Consider the following 18,296-nt stretch of genomic DNA (forward strand, 5'->3'; position numbering starts at 1 on the left):
GGCTCATGCCACCGCTCCAATATCAAACGCCAATGGCCGGGTCGCCTTCTGCCCGACCCCGTACCAGTCCAGTTTGCGGGTCAGCACCATAAACACACCGAGCAGCCCGAACAACAACAGCGAGCCCATCAACAGCGCGTAGTCCTCGGCGCTCAGCACGCCATAAAGCAGCCCGTACAACACCGCCAATCCCGCCGAAAAACTCAGACCGTGTCGCACACTGCGCAGTACGTGGCACACATAGAAGCCGATCAGCAACACACAACCGCTCGCCGACAGCAGATACGCCCGTGCAAAGCCGATGTGCTCGGACAACGACAGCAATAAAAGATAGAAGAATGCCAGCGCCACACCCACCAACCCATATTGCACCGGGTGTACCGCCAGGCTTTTCATCACTTCAAAGAGGAAGAAACCGGCAAAGGTCAGGACGATGAACAGCAATGCATATTTGATCGCACGATCGGTCTTAAGGTACTGGTCAACCGGGTCGATGAAGCTCACGCCAAAGCTACGACCTCTGAACACTTCACAGCCAGCGCCGGAGACACACGTATTCAACACTTCTTGCAGGTTGGTGGAGAAGAACGAAGTCTGCCAATAGGCGGTGAAGCCCTGATCAGTGACTTCACGCTGGGCCGGCAGGTAGTTGCCGATAAAGCTGGGGTGCGGCCAGTTGGCGGCCAACGAAACTTTGCTGGTCTTGCCCACTGGCAACACTTGTAACTGACCCGTGCCTTGCAGGCGCAGGTCGAAACCGAAGGCCAGTTCCGTAACGTTTTTCGCGTCAAGCGCCGGCAGATTCACATGCACGCCTTCCCCCAGGAAACCGACCTTGCTACCCGGCACGAAGTCCAGCTGCTGGCCATCAAGTTCCAGTTTCAGGGCATTCTCGATGCCACGAATGTCGCTGATGCCAACCGCCAGAAACGGCGGGTCAAACTGATAGTCAGCAAAGTCTTCCCGGATGCCCAGTTGTTCTGGAATCGAAAAATGGCCGCTGATGCGGTTGTCGGCGTGGAACAACCGCGCTTCATAAATGCCACGAGAGCGCCGCTCCGCCTGAACCTGGCCATCAAGTTCGAAGCGCTCCGGAAGGAAGTACAAACGACCGCGTTCCTCACCGACTTCCTGGTAGCGCTCATTGGTTTTGTCGTTGAACTTCCAAGTGCGCACCACCTTGCGATACGGCACCACCATCAGCGGGCCACTCAGTTGCTGGCTCAAGCTGGAACTGCGGGCAATGTCTTCAAGCACGCCATCGCGCAGTTGCTGACGGTCCTGGATGACGCCGTTAATCATCATCAAAGGAATCAGCAATAACAGAATCAGCAGGGCAATCGCCCCGAGTTTTAGGGTCAGATTAAGGTTCATGGGTTCTCTCCCTGTTCGAATGAGGGCGAGTCTGGGGCCGATGTGTGGGGGTTTTATGGGAGGAATGTGGAGAGTGTGTGGAGACTTGGCCCTAAGGCAGATGCAACGTGACCTCGACGCCACCCTGAACATTGCCAATACGCAACGACCCACCGTGCAACTTAACCACCTCTTCAACGAAGTTAAGCCCTAAGCCGGTACTTTTCCGCCCAGTGTCCGGTCGCGGCAGCGAGTAAAACCGCTCACTCAAGCGCGGCAGCGCATAGTCGGGAATGGCCTCAGCCTGGTTGAACAGCTTGAACTCAACCTGCTCCCCGACTCGCTCGGCACTGAAGCGCAACACCCCCTGAACCGGGGTGAAATCCAGAGCGTTTTCCAGCAGATTGCCCAACGCCTGACGCAGCAGAAACGGCTCGCCCACCAGCCTCAAGTCCGATGCAATCGCCCGTTCAACGTGCAACTGCCGGCCCTCGATTCGCGCGGCCTGAGCCTCTAGCACTGTCTCTACCAACGCCGCCAAAGGCACGTCTACTCGCGCCTCCAACCCTTGACGCTGCTCAACCTGAGCGAGGTTCAGCAAGCGTTCGATCAACTGCTGCATCCGCGCACTTTCGCTGTCGATGTTGCTGACAAAACGCTGCTGCTGGGCCAATGGCATCTCACCTTGCAGCAACTCCGCCGCACCACGAATGGCCGCCAACGGGCTTTTCAGTTCATGCGTCAGCGTGTGGACGTAACGCTCGACGTAGGCTTTACCTTGCAGTTGCGTGCGCATCTGTTCGACCGCTGTCGCCAACTGCTCCAGTTCGCCGCCGCGATAATGTGGCACCTCGACCCGTCGACCTTCACTGACCGCTTGAGCATATGCAGTCAAGCGCCGCAGCGCTGCGCTCAACCACCAGGACAGCAACGCGCCGAACACCAGACCGAGGCCGATTAACCCGGCGCCGTAAATGAGTAATCGCCGCTCGGTGCGATCAACGTAGGGTTGCAATGAGCTGTTGGGTTTGGCCACCGTGACCACGCCGATGATCTGGCCGTTATCACGGATCGGCGCGCCCACGTGCATCACCGACGTGCTCGCATCGTTTGGATCGCCACGGGTTGAGCGAGCGCCATATTCGCCACGCAGGGTCAGGTAAACATCGTTCCAGCGCGAGTAATCCTGGCCCAACGCCACGCCGCTGGAGTCGAGCACCACGATGCCCTTGGCATCCGTGACGTAGATACGATGGCTGACCTGATTCTTCGGCAGGCCCCAGATGTCCGCGTTGGGCTGCCGCTCACCGTAAGCCTTGAGCAACTGCGGCCAGTGATTTTCGTTGAGCGTCCCGGCCTTGAACTCCTCACGCAGAATCTCGGCCATCAGGTTGGCGGTATCCACCAACGTCTCTTCACTGGATTGGCGCACGCCGGGCCGGATTTCTTCCATCACGGTGCTGAGCACAAAGTAACCGGTCAAGCCGATGAACAGCACGTAGACCAGAAAAATCCGGATCCCCAGTGACATCAGCTGTGCCCCGGGCTGTAGCTGTAGCCGAGGCCGCGATGGGTCTGGATCGGCTCGGCGTCGGGCAGGACCAGTCGCAGCTTGGCTCGCACGCTTTTGATATGGCTATCGATACTGCGCTCGTACCCGGCATCGGCCGGCACGCCCAAGGCTTCGAGCAACTGCTCGCGGCTGAAAACTCGCTCGGGTTGCTCCAGCAAGGATTGCAGGAGGCGGAATTCGTGGCGGGTCAGGCTCAACGCTTGGCCGCGATAGCTGATCTGGACCCGTTCACAGTCGATACGAAACAACGTCGAGGCCACTTCGGCTAAGGCGCGGGGCGCCATGCGCTTAAGAATCGCCCGGACCCGCGCCGCCACTTCTCGGGGACTGAACGGCTTGACCACATAATCGTCGGCGCCAATCTCCAGGCCCACCACCCGGTCGATTTCGCTGTCGCGGGCACTGAGAAAAATCACCGGCACCTCGCTGAACCGGCGCAATTGCTTGCAGGTCTCGAAGCCGCTGATGTCTGGCAGACCTATATCCAGAATGATCAGGTCGGCCGGCGTCTGGCGTTGATGCTCAAGCGCAGCAGCGCCGAGGCTTAACCACGTGGTGGTAAAACCTTCGCCCTGCAACGCAAAAATCAACGTGTCGGCAATCGCCGCTTCATCTTCGACAATCAGGATATGAGGCATGGCGTCCGAGCCCGGTAATTAAGTTGCGCAACGGTGGCGCAAGCTTCACCTCACGTCAATCAGACCACTTGAAGTTAACAGGCGGGCTTATCGGCGGTGAAGCGTCGCGCGGGGTTCACTGCCGCACCGAACTCACGCAACGCCTTGGCACCGATCAACAGCGGATAGTTGAAGCTGCTGCGGTCGGTGAGGTTGACCTCCACGGTGCGCTTGACGTTGCCCAGGCACAGTTCCAGATCGACTACCGGGCGCTTCGCGACCTCGGTCACGTCCTTGTCTTCATCACCTTCGTCAGCACGGCTCTTGATTTTGCTAATCCGCGCAACCTTGTGTTCGTAGACTTTGTTGCTCGCGTCCTTGGTGCCCAGGCGGAAACGTACCCAGGCTTCGCCATCACGGGTGAACGTCTCGATGTCCTTGGCCGACAGCGATGCGGTCAGGGCACCGGTGTCCATCTTGGCCTTGAGCACTTCACCGCCAATTTCCGGCAGCGCGATGTATTCGTAACGCCCGTAAAGGGTCGGCTCGGCGGCCAGGACCGGCAAGGCCACAAGGGTCAGCAGTGCAAGGAGGGATTTCACGTGATGGGTTTCCTGAGGAATTGGGGCGTCGAACGCGAGATTTTAGACCGTTGTCTGGATGATCGTTCCCAAGCTCTGCATGGGAACGATCGATGGCAGCAGGTTAACCGTTCAAAAGTGAAACATTCGTCGCTGTCGATTTGGCCTGCCGCCCGAAGCTGCTTATCATGACGCGCCCAAAAGCTTTAAAGAGTTACTTATGCGCCGCCTGCTCACCGGCTGTTTCGTTACCCTGCTGCTATTACTCAACACCCTGGTCCTGTTCGGTCCGCTGATGGTGTTTGCCCTGCTCAAATGGGTCTCGCCCGGCCGCTTACGCGATCACGCATCGCTGGCCGTGATGTGGATCGCGCAGACCTGGGCCGAAATCGACAAGCTGATCTTGCGCCACTGCGTCCCCACGCAATGGGACATTCGCGGTGGCGGTGAACTGCGCCGTGACACCTCATACCTGGTCGTCAGCAACCACCAATCGTGGGTCGATATCCCGGCGCTGATCCAGACCCTGAATCGGCGCACGCCGTTCTTCAAGTTCTTCCTCAAGAAGGAGCTGATCTGGGTGCCATTCCTGGGCCTGGCCTGGTGGGCACTGGATTACCCGTTCATGAAGCGCTACACCCAAGCGTTTCTGGCCCGGCACCCGGAGCTTGCCGGCCAGGACCTGGCAATCACCAAAGCGGCGTGCCAGTTGTACAAACGCCAGCCAGTGACGGTGGTCAATTACTTGGAAGGCACGCGATTCACAGCAGCGAAAAGCGCCCGGCAAGCATCACCGTTCAACCACCTGCTCAAACCCAAGGCTGGCGGCGTGGCATTTGTGCTGGCGGCAATGGGCGAACAGCTGGATGCGATTCTGGATGTAACGGTGGTGTATCCGCAGACGCGTATTCCGGGGTTCTGGGACTTGATCAGCGGCGGCGTGCCGCGCGTGATCGTCGACATTCAGACCCGCGACCTGGACCCCGCGCTGTGGCAGGGCGATTACCAAAACGATCCGGTTTTTCGCGAAAAAATCCAGAACTGGGTTAACCAGCTCTGGATCGAAAAGGACCAGCGAATCGACGCATTGCGCGCCGAACACCAAGCCTGCGCAGACTAATGGTCTAGCTGCCAGCGCCCCAGATCCCGCCGAGGTTTTTCAGAAGCGAGCCGCCGACGCCCTGGTCACCGAGGTACTTGAGAATCACCGGGGCAAACTGTCCGACCATGCCGTTGTCCATGCCCAGCGCGCCGAACGCACTGTTCAGGTCACTGGTGCTCTTCACATTACCCAGCGCGTTATCCAGACCCGCCGATTTGCCGGACGAGCCGAGCAAGCCACTGAGCGCGCCCAGTTCACCGCCACCCGACAGCTTGTCGAGCCCCGGCACGCTTTTGGCCAGTTGTGAGTAATCGGTGGAACTCAGTTGATTCTTCGCCAACCCCAACATGGCCCCCGTACCGCCGACGGCTTGCTGCGGGGTGACATTCAATTGCGAGGTCAGAGCGCCAAGCAGCCCCGCTGTCTGCGGGGTCGGTGCAGCAGCAGTGGCCGCGTTGCCACCCTGCATACTCGAAGCCGCTTTGGTCACATCGTCCAGGCTGAAGCCTGCGAAGACTGGCCCTGCCGACAGGGTCAACAGCGAAGCCAGTGCAAAACCGCGTGAAATCTTCATCCAGACATCCTCTTGAGCCGTGAACACCGCCCGTTGATGGGCGGCAAAAAACTGTCCGTTGGACTGGCGGTCCCAAGGATTGTTCCCAGCCCCCTGTGGCAGCGCGCTTAAAGGCGATGGCTGCCAGTTAGACAGCATCGATATCGAATATGCCGACCTCATCGCGAGCAAGTTCCCCACAAAGAGAGTGCCAGTCAAAAAAACTTTCCTGTTGCTGCATCCAGTCTAGCCCCCCCTGCGTATATCAAGCACGGACAGAAAATCCTGGCCGATTCTCCCAAACAAGGATCATCACCATGAAACGCACTTCGATCAAAACCCCGTTGATTGCCAGCCTGCTGACCCTGGCCCTTGCCGGTGGATTTGCCCTGAACACCGCACAAGCGGCCGACATGAGCCACGACACCGTGATGGTCGGCGGCCAAAGCATGCTGCCGAGCAAAGACATTATCGATAACGCCGTGAACTCCGCCGACCACACCACCCTGGTAGCCGCCGTGAAAGCCGCGGGCCTGGTCGACACCCTCAAAGGCAAAGGCCCGTTCACCGTGTTCGCTCCGGTCAACTCGGCCTTCGCCGCCCTGCCAGCCGGCACCGTCGATACCCTGCTCAAACCTGAGAACAAGGCGACGCTGACCAAGATCCTGACCTACCACGTCGTCGCCGGGAAACTCGACATGATGGCCCTGACCGCAAAGATCAAGGCCGGTGGCGGTAAAGCCGAGTTGACCACGGTCGCTGGCGGCAAACTCTGGATCATGATGAATGGCCCGCACAACATCACCCTTAAAGATGAGAAAGGTGGCGTCGCCGACATCACCACCTACGACGTGTACCAGTCCAACGGCGTGATTCAGGTCATCGACAAAGTGCTGATGCCTAAATGAGTGATAACGCCGACCTTGCGCATCAGGGTCGGCGTTATTTCCCGAGGTGACCTTTCATGAATGGAACAACTGCGCGCCGTGAACTAACCTCTGCCTGCAACCGGCACCGCACGCAGCCCATTTCATCCTCGATTGTTCGGAGAACCGTTATTTCCATCGCCGACGCCGATCAGCTCAGACAGCTTCTGGCCCAGTGTTCACTGGGTAATCGACGCGCCTTCGAAACGCTTTACCGCAGCGTCAGCCCTCGGCTGCATGGTGTGGCCTTGCGCTGCATGGGCCGACCCGACTTGGCGGAAGAGGTGGTTCAGGAAAGTTTCGTGCGCATCTGGAACAACGCTTCACGCTACGAATCGCACTTGTCGGCACCCCTGACCTGGATGATCAACATCACCCGCAACCAAGCCATCGACCAGTTGCGCAAACAGCGCGACCGGCCATTGACCGAGCTTGAAGAACAGGCGCTGGAGGATGAAAGTCCCTCGGCCCACGAACAATTAAGCAGCGCCCGCGAGGCCAGAGCCCTGAACCAGTGCCTGGAAAGCCTTGAGGACATGCAGCGTCAATCAATTACCGTGGCGTACTTTCAGGGGCTGTCGTGCTCTGAACTGGCCGACCATCTGGCCGCCCCTCTGGGTTCGGTAAAATCCTGGATACGTCGCGGCATGGAGCGCCTGCGCAGGTGCCTTGAATCATGAACTATCAAACCCCGCCCTTGCGCCGCGCCCTGGCTGCCGACTACGCCATAGGCTTGATGTCCGCGGCCGCTCGCCGACGCTTTGAACAGTTGCTGCTCGAAGACGCGGCGCTGCGTGCGGAACTGGCCAATTGGCAACACAGCCTCGCCAGCCTGACCGACGTACTGTCCGCACAACCGGTGCCCGATCGCGTGTGGCAGGCCATTACGGCGCGGATCGAACCCCAAGTGCTGCACGTACCAGAGAAGCGTTCCTTCTGGAACTGGATGCGGATCACGGCAACCGTCTGCTCGCTGGTGGTGGTTGCGTTCCTCGGCGTGCTCTACAACCGCGATGAACCTCGTTACAGCGCCACCATGCTCAGCGCCGATGCACAGCCTGCGCTAAAAGTTGAAGCGCACAAGAATTACCTGAGCGTCGAGCCGCTGACGTTGGCCGCAGTTGATCCGGGACGCAGCCTGGAGCTGTGGGCGATCCCGGCGGACGGCAAGCCGATTTCCCTTGGGGTGATACCGGCGGGAGGCACAGGCAAGGTTGAGTTGAGCGACGCGCAGAAGGTGTTGATCGACAAGCCGGTTACATTGGCGATCAGCCTTGAGCCGAAGGGCGGCTCACCGACCGGGCAGCCGACAGGGCCGGTGTTGTATCAAGGGGCGCTGGCGGCGTTGTAAGGCAAGAACGAAATTTGCTCTTCGTCTAATCGCTCGCGCAATAACCGGGCTTTCGGTTATTTCGAATACAACTATAAAACTGTCATAAACGACAGTAGCTGCCCACTTGAATATTCTCCAGTATGAACGCTCCAATTACGTAAGGGAGTACATGTTCATGCAAATCAAAATAGCAGCCGGGATGCTGGTACTGAGTGTCTTGATGGGTAATGCCTATGCAGCTGACATCAGCGGTTGCCCTAAACCATCCGACATCAAAGCTACGGCGTACAAAAGTTCTGACCCGCAAATACCTGCCCCCTTCAACGAAGGCTTCAATTACACCGCCAGTACCGGGGGTAAAAACTGGAAAGGAGAAGCGTTGGGGACCGACGATACCTTTCTGGAGGATAAATACGGCCTTAAGCCAGAAAGCGTTTCCGAGAAGGATGGGAAAACGACCTGCAGTTATAGTGGTACCAAGAATGGCACCTCAACGCCCTACCTGAAACTGATCGCACAATAGTTGAATGGAAAACGGCGATCCTAAGTTCGCCGTTTTGCACAGCGTGAAGCCCTCGGTCGCGCCAAACATCGTGTGCGGGTCGATCACAAACTTCTTCGGCACGCCGGCAGCGCACGTGCTGTGATCAGGCCTCAAAAAGACTTATAAGCAGTATCGATATAAATCAATAGAAATTATTCCTGATTAGCCTTATCACCTGTCAACTCTGACAGTAGTCAACCCTACTAAAATCCACGACTATTAACCGAAGCTTGGTAAACGACCACAACGTTCCAAGCTGTCTAACCAAAAAGCACTAATAAAACAAAGGAGAACAAACATGGCCACTACATTAATTCTCCTTGGAACGATTAAACAAGTTGATTACAAATCCGCATCGAGCAGATACTCATTCGTCATTACGCCTGATGATGGAGGCCGGAACGTTACTTCTTACAACCATCTAAAGTCTGATTATTCAGTAGGCAATAGAGTTGAATGGAGAATCATTTACCACTCCATACAAATTTTACGCAGAATTTAATTCTCGGCGGATTACCTTTATCGCTAAAAAAATTCAAATACTGTCAACCCGGAAAGATTGCTCGCTCACAAAAAACCTACCGTGAAGAGAAGGATGAATTACATCACTCACAGAGCAATCACATCAGAATGAAAAAAACATGATCTACATAATCAAAATAAGCTTTTTAAATGGCCCTATAACCCTCAATACGCAAAATCAACATGGCAATAAAAAACGGCGACCCTCGGGTCGCCGTTTTTTATTGCATGAAGCGTTACGCCGCGCTGAACATTTTGTGCGGGTCAATCACAAACTTCTTCGGCACGCCCGCATCGAATTCGCCGTAACCACGAGGTGCGTCATCAAGACTGATGACCTCCACGCCGACGATGTCGGCAATGTGGATGCGGTCCCACATGATGGCCTGCATCAGTTGACGGTTGTACTTCATCACCGGCGTCTGGCCAGTGTGGAAGCTATGGGATTTAGCCCAGCCCAGGCCGAAACGAATGCTCAGGCTGCCCATTTTCGCGGCGGCATCCACAGCACCCGGATCTTCAGTGACATAGAGGCCAGGGATACCGATTTTGCCGGCGACCCGCACCACGCCCATCAGTGAGTTCAGTACGGTGGCCGGTGCTTCGTGCTTCACACCGTCATGCCCGTGACCACGCGCTTCAAAGCCTACCGCGTCAACCGCGCAGTCAACTTCCGGCTCGCCCAACAGTGCAGCAATCTGCTCATGCAGCGGGGTGTCCGTGGACAAGTCGGCGATTTCAAACCCCTGAGCCTTGGCGTGAGCCAGGCGCACTGGGTTAACGTCACCGATGATCACCACCGCCGCGCCCAACAGGCGAGCGGAAGCTGCAGCGGCCAGACCGACCGGGCCAGCACCGGCGATGTACACGGTACTGCCAGGGCCAACGCCCGCCGTCACGGCGCCGTGGTAACCGGTAGGCAGAATGTCGGAGAGGCAGGTCAGGTCACGGATTTTTTCCATTGCCCGGTCGCGATCCGGCAGTTTCAACAGGTTGAAGTCGGCATACGGCACCAGCGCGTACTCAGCCTGGCCACCGGTCCAGTCGCCCATATCGACGTAACCATAAGCACCGCCCGGACGCGCCGGGTTCACACTCAGGCAAACACCGGTGTGCATTTCCTTACAGGAGCGACAGCGCCCGCACGCGACGTTGAACGGTACGGACACCAGGTCGCCGATTTGCAGATTTTCGACGTCACTGCCCTTTTCGATCACTTCACCAGTGATCTCGTGCCCCAACACCAAACCGGTTTGCGCAGTCGTGCGTCCACGCACCATGTGTTGATCGGAACCACAAATATTGGTGGAAACCACGCGCAGGATGACGGCGTGTTCAATCTTCCTGCCGCGCGGGTCCTGCATTTTTGGATAGTCGATTTTCTGTACTTCGACCTTGCCATTACCGAGATACACCACTCCACGATTGCCAGACATGCTTTCACCTCGCTGTTATTTTTATGTAGCGCTCGCGTCGCCATGGAGCGGCGGCGCGTTGATTGCTCGGGTTAGTGCTTGTGTCTTGTGTTGTTGGTCAGGGCCACACCGCGGGCAAGCCCGCAATGACGATCTAAAGGACGACGGTGCGATTGGCGTTCAGAAACACCCGTCGCTCAATGTGATACCCAACGGCCCGGGCCAACGTCTGCCCTTCGATATCCCGCCCTTTGGCGATCAGATCTTCGGGGTAATGACTGTGGTCCACCACCTCAACGCCTTGGGCGATGATCGGGCCTTCATCCAGATCGTTATTGATGTAATGCGCCGTGGCACCGACCAGTTTCACGCCCTTGTTATAAGCCTGATGATACGGCTTGGCGCCCTTGAAGCCGGGCAACAGGGAGTGGTGAATATTGATCGCCTTGCCGTCGAGTTTGCGGCACAACTCAGGCGACAGGACTTGCATGTAACGGGCAAGGATCACCAGTTCGGCGCCGGACGCTTCGATCACCTGCAACACCTGGCGCTCTTGCGACGGTTTGTCGTTTGGGTCCAGGGGAAAATGGTAGTACGGAATCTGGTGCCAGTCCGCCAACGGCTTGAGATCAGGGTGGTTGGAAACCACAGCGGCGACGTCCATCGACAACTGGCCGATGCGCTGACGGTAGAGCAAATCGTTGAGGCAATGATCGGCCTTGGAGACCATGATCACCACTTTTGGCCGATAGTTCGGCGCGGTCAGCTCGAAAATCATGCCAAAGGCCTGGCCGCGTTCTGCAAGACCGGCGCGGAACGCTTGCTCGTCGAAGCCGTCTGGCTGACGGAATTCAACGCGAATAAAAAAACGACCCGAGAGCCGGTCATCGAAGGAATGGTGCTCGGTGACATAGCAGCCCTGCTCGAACAGAAAGCGGGTTACCGCGTCCACAGTGCCGAGCACACTGGGGCAGTCGGCAGTCAGAATCCATGTGTCTGGGGCGCGGCTCATCGTCGTGTCTCTCCTCTGGCTGTCACGCTTGAACGCTAAGGCCGTATTCGGCGGCAGCATCCTGCAACCACAACCACCAGTAGTCCGAGAAGCTGCGACGAATCAGCAGCTCCCACGTGTCTTCGGCGGTGTGGCGGATCACCAATTGCGACTTGGCAAACACCGTACCCACCGCTTTGCCCACCGGAAAGCTGTTGGGATGTACGTCATAGCTGGTGGACTTCATCAATACCTGGCGCACATTCGGCCCGCTCAGTTCGAGGATCTGTTGGCCTCCGCTGACGTTGACAATTTGAATGTGCAATTCGCCCAGCGCTTCACGCAGTTTCTGCTCGGCGGCGAACTCTTCACCGCCCGGCACAATCAGTAGCCACTCATCCGGCCCCATCCATTGCAGACTGGTTTCGCCTTTGACAATGACGCTCAGCGCGCACGGCAATTCAATGCCCAGTGCCTGGTGTACGCCGGCAGCAAACGCGGCGTCGTGGCCGTCGCCACGAATTGTCAGATGACCGAGGAGTTTCTTTTCACGCACGATCACGCCGGCGTTTTTTCGACCCTTGCCCACCAGGCTGGCGAGGTCGGCATGATGCAGCGACGACTCGGCCTTGGCCCCAGTGGTTGGGCGTTGTTGGTAAACATTGGCTACGGTCATAAAGCACCTTTCCTGAATTCGTTGATCGTTCCCACACTGCGTGGGAATGCCGCCATGGACGCTCTTGGGACGCGAAGCGTCCCGGAATGACTTCCCACGCAGACGGTTCGCCGCCTCGACGTGGGAACGATCAGTGTCAGATGTTCTGGCGATCACCTTTTGGATCGAAGAACACCGAAGAAACGATTTCCGCCTCGATCACGCTGCCGTCGGCCAACGGCGCGAACACGCGCTCACCGATGCGCTTCAAGCCGCCCTTCACCACGCCCATCGCAAACGAGTAACCGAGTGAGTTGTGTGCGTAGCTGGAGGTCACATGGCCAACCATCGCCATCGGAATCGCTTGCTTGGGGTTGAACACCAACTGCGCACCTTCCGGCAACCAAACGTTCGGATCGAGTGGCTTCAGGCCCACCAGTTGCTTGCGTTGATCACGCACGCAGTCCTCACGGTTCATCCCGCGCTGGCCGATCCATGAAAACGGTTTAGTGCGCCCCACACACCAGCCCATGTTCAAGTCATCAGGCGTCATTGACCCGTCAGTGTCCTGCCCGACGATGATGAAACCCTTCTCGGCTCGCAGCACGTGCATGGTTTCAGTGCCATACGGGGTCAGGTTGAACGGCTTGCCGGCCTCGACAATTTTTTCGAGCACGCCCATCGCGTAGTCAGCCTGAACGTTGACTTCGTATGACAGCTCACCGGTAAACGAAATCCGGAACACCCGCGCCGGCACACCGCCGACCAAGCCTTCTTTCCAGGTCATGAACGGGAACGCTTCGTTGCTCAAATCAATGTCGGTGACTTCGCTGAGCAGCTTGCGGCTGTTAGGCCCGGACAAGGTCATGGTCGCCCAGTGATCCGTGACGGAAGTGAAGTACACCTTCAGGTCTGGCCACTCGGTCTGTTGGTAGATTTCCAGCCATTGCAGCACGCGAGCCGCGCCACCGGTGGTGGTGGTCATCACGAAGTGGTTGTCGGCGAGGCAAGCGGTTACACCGTCGTCGAAAACCATACCGTCTTCTTTGCACATCAGGCCGTAACGCGCCTTACCTACATCGAGTTTGGTCCAGGCGTTGGTGTAGATACGGTTGAGAAACTCGCGCGTATCCGGGCCTTGAATATCGATTTTGCCCAGGGTCGAAGCGTCCAGCAGGCCGACGCTGTCGCGCACGGCTTTGCATTCGCGTTTGACCGCGGTGTGCAGGTCTTCACCGTTTTTCGGGAAGTACCAAGGACGCTTCCACTGGCCGACATCTTCAAACTCGGCACCGTTTTTCACGTGCCAGGCTTGCAGCGCGGTGTAGCGCACAGGTTCGAAGATATGACCGCAATGACGACCGGCCACAGCGCCGAACGTCACTGGGGTGTAGTTCGGACGGAACATCGTGGTGCCCATCTGCGCGATGGTTACGTTCAGCGAACGGGCGGCAATGGCCAGACCGTTGACGTTGCCAAGCTTGCCCTGATCAGTGCCGAAGCCCAGAGCGGTGTAGCGTTTGACGTGCTCGACCGATTCGAAACCTTCGCGGGTCGCCAGTTCGATGGCGGCGGCGGTAACGTCGTTTTGCAGGTCGACGAATTGCTTCGGCGCCCGTGCAGTCGCTTTTTCATGCGGCACCTGGAACAGCGCCAGCGTTGGTTCTTCATGACGAGTCAGGGCTTTGGGCAACACGCCTTCAACCACGCCGAAACCGGCTTCACTGGCGGCGCGTGCCCCGCCTTCGAAACCATCAGCCAAAGAGTCGCCGAGGCCGTAAACGCCATTGATACCGCCGACGCACACGCGTTTCTGCGGTGCTTCGCCCGGTACAAAACCGAGAATGTCTTCACGCCAGGTCGGCTTGCCGCCCAAGTGCGACGCCAGGTGAACCACCGGGCTGTAACCGCCAGACGTGGCAACGAGGTCGCAATCGAGCCATTCGCCAGGACTGGTCACCGCGTGGCCTTTGACATCAATCGCGGCAATGCGAGCAGCGGTCACGCGTTTGGTGCCACGCGCCTCGATCACGGCGCTGCCGGTGAGGATGCGGATGCCTTTGGCGCGGGCTTCTTCAACCAGCGCACCGCGCGGATTGCTACGGGCGTCGGCGATGGCCACCACTTGCAGGCTGGCGTCGAGCCAATCCAGCGCCACGCGGTAGGCGTGGTCGTTGTTGGTCGAGAGCACCAGTTTTTTGCCTGGTGCCACGCCGTAACGACGCACGTAAGTGGACACAGCGCCAGCCAGCATGTTGCCCGGCACGTCGTTGTTGCCGTACACCAGCGGACGCTCACACGCGCCGGTCGCCAGTACCACGCGTTTGGCGCGGACCCGGTGGATGCGCTGACGCACCTGGCCAATCGGCGCGCGGTCACCGAGGTGGTCGGTGAGGCGCTCGTGAATGGTCAGGAAGTTATGGTCGTGGTAGCCGTTGACCGTGGCGCGAGGCAACAGCAACACGTCCGGGATGCCCTTGAGTTCGGCGATAACGCTGGCGACCCACTCGGCCGCCGGTTTGCCGTCGAGGCTTTCGCGGGAATCGAGCAAGCTGCCACCGAACTCTTCCTGCTCGTCAGCCAGGATTACCCGGGCACCGCTGCGCGCAGCGGCCAATGCAGCAGCCAGGCCAGCGGGGCCGGCGCCGACGATCAGCACGTCGCAATGCTGGTTCATGTAGTCGTAGGTATCGGGATCGTTCTCGGTCGGCGAGCGGCCAAGACCGGCGGCCTTACGAATGTACTTCTCGTAGGTCATCCAGAACGATTGCGGGTACATGAAGGTTTTGTAGTAGAAGCCCGGCGGCATCAGCTTGCCGCCGACCTTGCCGAGAATCCCCATCATGTCGTTGTTCACGCTCGGCCACCCGTTGGTGCTGGTGGCGACCAAACCTTGGTAAAGCGCCTGTTGCGTGGCGCGCACGTTAGGGATTTGCGTGGCTTCGGTCGCACCGATCTGCAACACCGCGTTCGGCTCTTCGGCACCGGCGGCGAAGATGCCGCGTGGACGTGAATATTTGAAGCTACGGCCAATGATGTCGACACCGTTGGCCAACAGTGCAGCGGCCAGGCTGTCACCCTCAAAGCCTTTATAGGTTTGGCCGTTGAAGGTAAAGCTCAGCACTTTGTTGCGGTCGATCCGTCCGCCATTGGACAGGCGATTGATCTGGCTCATACCTTATCTCCCAGCGCCGTCGCGGCCGCTTTCGGACCGTCAGCCTTGTCGGTGAACTGCGGCTTGGCGCCGATCTTGTAGGTTTCGAGAATCTCGTAGGTCACGGTGTCACGGGTGGCGTTGAAGTATTGACGGCAGCCGGCGGCGTGAATCCACAGTTCGTGATGCAAACCGCGCGGGTTATCGCGGAAGAACATGTAGTCGCCCCACTCCTCGTCGGTGCAGGTCGTCGGGTCCAGTGGACGCGGGATGTGGGCCTGACCGGAGGCGTGAAACTCCTCTTCGGAGCGCAGCTCAACGCAGTGAGGACAGAAGATATGCAACATAGGAAATTTCTCCTGTTAGTGGGCGACAGCCGCAGCGCCGTGTTCGTCGATCAGCGCACCGTTGTGGAAACGGTCGATGGAGAAAGGGGCCGCCAATGGGTGCATTTCACCCTTGGCCAGGCTCGCGGCAAAGACGTTGCCCGAGCCAGGTGTCGCTTTGAAACCACCAGTGCCCCAACCGCAGTTGAAGAACATATTGGGCACCGGGGTTTTCGAGATGATCGGGCAGGCGTCCGGCGTGGTGTCGACGATGCCGCCCCACTGCCGGTTCATGCGCACACGGGACAACACCGGAAACATCTCGACGATGGCCTGAATGGTGTGCTCGATCACCGGGTATGAGCCGCGTTGACCGTAACCGTTATAGCCGTCGATACCGGCGCCGATCACCAGGTCGCCCTTGTCGGACTGGCTGATGTAACCGTGTACGGCGTTGGACATGATCACGCTGTCGATAATCGGCTTGATCGGCTCGGACACCAGCGCTTGCAGCGGGTGGGATTCGATCGGCAAACGGAAACCGGCGAGTTTGGCCATGTGCCCGGAGTTACCGGCAGTGACCACACCGACACGCTTGGCGCCGATGAAGCCCTTGTTGGTTTCAACGCCGATGCACACGCCGTTTTCCTTGCGGAAACCGATCACTTCGGTCTGCTGGATCAAGTCCACGCCCAAGGCGTCGGCGGCACGGGCAAAGCCCCAGGCCACGGCATCGTGACGGGCGACGCCGCCACGGCGCTGAACGGTCGCGCCCATTACCGGGTAGCGAGTATTTTTTGAGCAATCGAGGTACGGAATCTCGTCGGCCACTTGCTTGGCATCAAGCAGTTCACCGTCTACGCCATTAAGGCGGTTGGCGCTGACCCGACGCTCGGAATCACGAATGTCTTGCAAGGTGTGGCACAAGTTGTAGACGCCGCGCTGAGAGAACATCACGTTGTAGTTCAGGTCCTGGGACAGGCCTTCCCACAGTTTCATCGCGTGTTCGTAGAGGTGCGCCGACTCGTCCCACAGGTAGTTGGAACGAACGATGGTGGTGTTGCGCGCGGTGTTACCGCCGCCCAGCCAGCCTTTTTCGACCACCGCGACATTGGTGATGCCGTGCTCCTTGGCGAGGTAGTAAGCCGTGGCGAGACCATGCCCACCACCGCCGACAATGACCACGTCATAGACCTTTTTCGGGGTCGGCGTGCGCCACATTTTCTGCCAGTTTTCGTGATGGCTGAGGGAGTGTTTGAAGAGGCCGAAGCCTGAATAGCGTTGCATAGTCATTTACTCCAAAACCGCGCTCAGCGATAAACCGGGAAGTCTGCGCACAGGGCTGCCACGTGCTTGGCGACATTGGCCTCGACATCGGCGTCGCCGAGGTTGTCGAGGATGTCGCAGATCCAGCCCGCCAGCTCAGTACACTGGGTGACTTTAAAGCCGCGGGTGGTCACCGCCGGGGTGCCGATGCGCAGGCCTGAGGTCACGAACGGAGACTGCGGATCGTTCGGCACCGCGTTCTTGTTCACGGTGATGTGGGCGCGACCGAGGGCGGCGTCCGCTTCTTTGCCGGTGAGGCCCTGGCGGATCAGGCTGACCAGAAACAAATGGTTGTCAGTCCCGCCGGACACTACATCGTAGCCGCGTTTGATAAAAATGCCGGCCATGGCCTGAGCGTTGTCGATCACTTGCTGTTGATAAGCCTTGAAACCTGGCTCCAGCGCTTCCTTGAAGCACACCGCCTTACCGGCGATCACGTGCATCAGCGGGCCGCCCTGGCCGCCGGGGAACACGGCGGAGTTGAATTTCTTTTCCAACTCTTCGTTGGCCTTGGCCAGGATCAGGCCGCCCCGTGGACCGCGCAGGGTTTTATGGGTGGTGGTAGTGACCACGTCGGCATACGGCAGCGGGTTCGGGTACAGACCGGCAGCGACCAGACCGGCGACATGGGCCATATCGACAAACAGGTAGGCGCCAACCTTGTCCGCGATCTGACGGAAACGCGGGAAGTCGAGGGTCTTCGAGTACGCCGAGAAACCGGCGATGATCATTTTCGGCTTGTGTTCCACCGCCAGGCGCTCGACGTCGTCATAGTCGATCAGGCCAGTGTCGGTATTAATGCCGTACTGCACGGCGTTGTAGAGTTTGCCGGAGAAACTGACTTTGGCACCGTGGGTCAGGTGACCGCCGTGGGCCAGACTCATGCCCAGCACGGTATCGCCTGCGTTCAACAACGCGAGGTACACCGCGGCGTTCGCCTGGCTGCCGGAGTGTGGCTGGACGTTTGCATAGTCAGCACCAAACAGCTGCTTGGCCCGCTCAATGGCCAGGGCTTCGACCTTGTCGACGTGCTCGCAGCCGCCGTAGTAGCGCTTGCCCGGATAACCTTCAGCGTATTTGTTGGTCAGGCCACTGCCTTGCGCTTGCATAACACGTTTGCTGGTGTAGTTCTCTGACGCGATCAGCTCGATGTGATCTTCCTGGCGTTGCTCCTCGGCATTCATCGCCGCCAGCAGTGCATCGTCGTAACCCTGAATCTGGTCTTGCTTGCTGAACATCGCATCTCTCCCAGCGGCGGTGGTGCGCCTTTCGTCTCGGTGAGGCACTTACGTTTGCGCAGTGCCCAATGGACACGATGGTATGAC

At 58.5% G+C, this 18,296-nt stretch carries 17 protein-coding genes; 5 read left to right on the forward strand and 12 right to left on the reverse strand.

Annotation, left to right across the window (positions count from 1 at the left end; all coding sequences use genetic code 11):
- Positions 1–3 precede the first annotated feature (3 nt).
- From creD to RHM68_RS23330, 4 genes are all read right to left on the reverse strand, one after another.
- Positions 4–1,374 (reverse strand): cell envelope integrity protein CreD, encoded by a 1,371-nt coding sequence (gene creD / locus RHM68_RS23315; protein WP_322219315.1) that lies wholly within the window; start codon positions 1,372–1,374, stop codon positions 4–6.
- A gap of 91 nt (positions 1,375–1,465) precedes the next feature.
- Positions 1,466–2,884: a two-component system sensor histidine kinase CreC gene (gene creC / locus RHM68_RS23320; protein ID WP_322219317.1), complete on the reverse strand. Its 1,419-nt coding sequence runs from the start codon at positions 2,882–2,884 to the stop codon at positions 1,466–1,468.
- The gene (gene creB, locus RHM68_RS23325; protein WP_322219319.1) at positions 2,884–3,564 is read right to left on the reverse strand and encodes a two-component system response regulator CreB; all 681 of its coding nucleotides are present in this window, start codon (positions 3,562–3,564) and stop codon (positions 2,884–2,886) included. The genes creC and creB overlap by 1 nt, the downstream gene beginning before the upstream one ends.
- A gap of 74 nt (positions 3,565–3,638) precedes the next feature.
- The gene (locus RHM68_RS23330) at positions 3,639–4,145 is read right to left on the reverse strand and encodes an ATP-dependent zinc protease (RefSeq protein ID WP_322219320.1); all 507 of its coding nucleotides are present in this window, start codon (positions 4,143–4,145) and stop codon (positions 3,639–3,641) included.
- A 199-nt stretch (positions 4,146–4,344) separates the two neighbouring features.
- Here RHM68_RS23330 and RHM68_RS23335 point away from each other — a divergent pair, with 199 nt between their 5' ends.
- Complete coding sequence (locus RHM68_RS23335) at positions 4,345–5,244, forward strand: acyltransferase (RefSeq protein ID WP_322219322.1); 900 nt, start codon at positions 4,345–4,347, stop codon at positions 5,242–5,244.
- A 4-nt stretch (positions 5,245–5,248) separates the two neighbouring features.
- Here the strand turns inward: RHM68_RS23335 and RHM68_RS23340 are convergent, their stop codons facing one another.
- Positions 5,249–5,800: a DUF2780 domain-containing protein gene (locus RHM68_RS23340; RefSeq protein ID WP_322219324.1), complete on the reverse strand. Its 552-nt coding sequence runs from the start codon at positions 5,798–5,800 to the stop codon at positions 5,249–5,251.
- Positions 5,801–6,096: 296 nt separating this feature from the next.
- Here RHM68_RS23340 and RHM68_RS23345 point away from each other — a divergent pair, with 296 nt between their 5' ends.
- The 4 genes from RHM68_RS23345 to RHM68_RS23360 all read left to right on the forward strand — a co-directional run bounded on the left by RHM68_RS23345 (position 6,097) and on the right by RHM68_RS23360 (position 8,561).
- Positions 6,097–6,687 carry a fasciclin domain-containing protein gene (locus RHM68_RS23345; protein WP_322219325.1) on the forward strand — a complete coding sequence of 197 codons (591 nt, stop codon included), beginning with the start codon at positions 6,097–6,099 and terminating at the stop codon, positions 6,685–6,687.
- Between the two features lie 56 nt (positions 6,688–6,743).
- Positions 6,744–7,385, forward strand: coding sequence for a sigma-70 family RNA polymerase sigma factor (locus RHM68_RS23350; protein WP_322219326.1), 642 nt, complete (start codon positions 6,744–6,746; stop codon positions 7,383–7,385).
- The gene (locus RHM68_RS23355) at positions 7,382–8,056 is read left to right on the forward strand and encodes an anti-sigma factor domain-containing protein (protein WP_322219327.1); all 675 of its coding nucleotides are present in this window, start codon (positions 7,382–7,384) and stop codon (positions 8,054–8,056) included. Before RHM68_RS23350 ends, RHM68_RS23355 begins: the two co-directional genes overlap by 4 nt.
- Before the next feature lie 157 nt (positions 8,057–8,213).
- Positions 8,214–8,561 (forward strand): hypothetical protein, encoded by a 348-nt coding sequence (locus tag RHM68_RS23360; RefSeq protein ID WP_322219329.1) that lies wholly within the window; start codon positions 8,214–8,216, stop codon positions 8,559–8,561.
- A gap of 779 nt (positions 8,562–9,340) precedes the next feature.
- Here the strand turns inward: RHM68_RS23360 and fdhA are convergent.
- From fdhA to glyA, 7 genes are all read right to left on the reverse strand, one after another.
- The gene (fdhA, locus tag RHM68_RS23365; protein ID WP_322219331.1) at positions 9,341–10,540 is read right to left on the reverse strand and encodes a formaldehyde dehydrogenase, glutathione-independent; all 1,200 of its coding nucleotides are present in this window, start codon (positions 10,538–10,540) and stop codon (positions 9,341–9,343) included.
- Positions 10,541–10,673: 133 nt separating this feature from the next.
- Positions 10,674–11,531 carry a formyltetrahydrofolate deformylase gene (gene purU, locus RHM68_RS23370; protein WP_322219332.1) on the reverse strand — a complete coding sequence of 286 codons (858 nt, stop codon included), beginning with the start codon at positions 11,529–11,531 and terminating at the stop codon, positions 10,674–10,676.
- 22 nt (positions 11,532–11,553) lie between these two features.
- The gene (locus tag RHM68_RS23375) at positions 11,554–12,186 is read right to left on the reverse strand and encodes a sarcosine oxidase subunit gamma (RefSeq protein ID WP_322219334.1); all 633 of its coding nucleotides are present in this window, start codon (positions 12,184–12,186) and stop codon (positions 11,554–11,556) included.
- A 136-nt stretch (positions 12,187–12,322) separates the two neighbouring features.
- Complete coding sequence (locus tag RHM68_RS23380; RefSeq protein ID WP_322219336.1) at positions 12,323–15,340, reverse strand: sarcosine oxidase subunit alpha; 3,018 nt, start codon at positions 15,338–15,340, stop codon at positions 12,323–12,325.
- Positions 15,337–15,666: a sarcosine oxidase subunit delta gene (locus tag RHM68_RS23385; RefSeq protein WP_322219338.1), complete on the reverse strand. Its 330-nt coding sequence runs from the start codon at positions 15,664–15,666 to the stop codon at positions 15,337–15,339. The genes RHM68_RS23380 and RHM68_RS23385 overlap by 4 nt, the downstream gene beginning before the upstream one ends.
- A gap of 15 nt (positions 15,667–15,681) precedes the next feature.
- On the reverse strand, positions 15,682–16,932 hold the full coding sequence (locus RHM68_RS23390; protein WP_007947735.1) for a sarcosine oxidase subunit beta: 1,251 nt from the start codon (positions 16,930–16,932) through the stop codon (positions 15,682–15,684).
- Between the two features lie 23 nt (positions 16,933–16,955).
- Positions 16,956–18,209 (reverse strand): serine hydroxymethyltransferase, encoded by a 1,254-nt coding sequence (gene glyA / locus RHM68_RS23395; protein WP_322219345.1) that lies wholly within the window; start codon positions 18,207–18,209, stop codon positions 16,956–16,958.
- Positions 18,210–18,296: the final 87 nt, after the last annotated feature.

The organism is Pseudomonas sp. DC1.2 (genome assembly GCF_034351645.1).
Taxonomy (GTDB): domain Bacteria; phylum Pseudomonadota; class Gammaproteobacteria; order Pseudomonadales; family Pseudomonadaceae; genus Aquipseudomonas.

Coding starts and splice junctions, on each gene's coding strand:
- creD (WP_322219315.1), bottom strand. CDS start 1,374: ATGAACCTTAATCTGACCCTAAAACTCGGGGCGATTGCCCTGCTGATT.
- creC (WP_322219317.1), bottom strand. CDS start 2,884: ATGTCACTGGGGATCCGGATTTTTCTGGTCTACGTGCTGTTCATCGGC.
- creB (WP_322219319.1), bottom strand. CDS start 3,564: ATGCCTCATATCCTGATTGTCGAAGATGAAGCGGCGATTGCCGACACG.
- RHM68_RS23335 (WP_322219322.1), top strand. CDS start 4,345: ATGCGCCGCCTGCTCACCGGCTGTTTCGTTACCCTGCTGCTATTACTC.
- RHM68_RS23340 (WP_322219324.1), bottom strand. CDS start 5,800: ATGAAGATTTCACGCGGTTTTGCACTGGCTTCGCTGTTGACCCTGTCG.
- RHM68_RS23345 (WP_322219325.1), top strand. CDS start 6,097: ATGAAACGCACTTCGATCAAAACCCCGTTGATTGCCAGCCTGCTGACC.
- RHM68_RS23350 (WP_322219326.1), top strand. CDS start 6,744: ATGAATGGAACAACTGCGCGCCGTGAACTAACCTCTGCCTGCAACCGG.
- RHM68_RS23355 (WP_322219327.1), top strand. CDS start 7,382: ATGAACTATCAAACCCCGCCCTTGCGCCGCGCCCTGGCTGCCGACTAC.
- RHM68_RS23360 (WP_322219329.1), top strand. CDS start 8,214: ATGCAAATCAAAATAGCAGCCGGGATGCTGGTACTGAGTGTCTTGATG.
- fdhA (WP_322219331.1), bottom strand. CDS start 10,540: ATGTCTGGCAATCGTGGAGTGGTGTATCTCGGTAATGGCAAGGTCGAA.
- purU (WP_322219332.1), bottom strand. CDS start 11,531: ATGAGCCGCGCCCCAGACACATGGATTCTGACTGCCGACTGCCCCAGT.
- RHM68_RS23375 (WP_322219334.1), bottom strand. CDS start 12,186: ATGACCGTAGCCAATGTTTACCAACAACGCCCAACCACTGGGGCCAAG.
- RHM68_RS23380 (WP_322219336.1), bottom strand. CDS start 15,340: ATGAGCCAGATCAATCGCCTGTCCAATGGCGGACGGATCGACCGCAAC.
- RHM68_RS23385 (WP_322219338.1), bottom strand. CDS start 15,666: ATGTTGCATATCTTCTGTCCTCACTGCGTTGAGCTGCGCTCCGAAGAG.
- RHM68_RS23390 (WP_007947735.1), bottom strand. CDS start 16,932: ATGCAACGCTATTCAGGCTTCGGCCTCTTCAAACACTCCCTCAGCCAT.
- glyA (WP_322219345.1), bottom strand. CDS start 18,209: ATGTTCAGCAAGCAAGACCAGATTCAGGGTTACGACGATGCACTGCTG.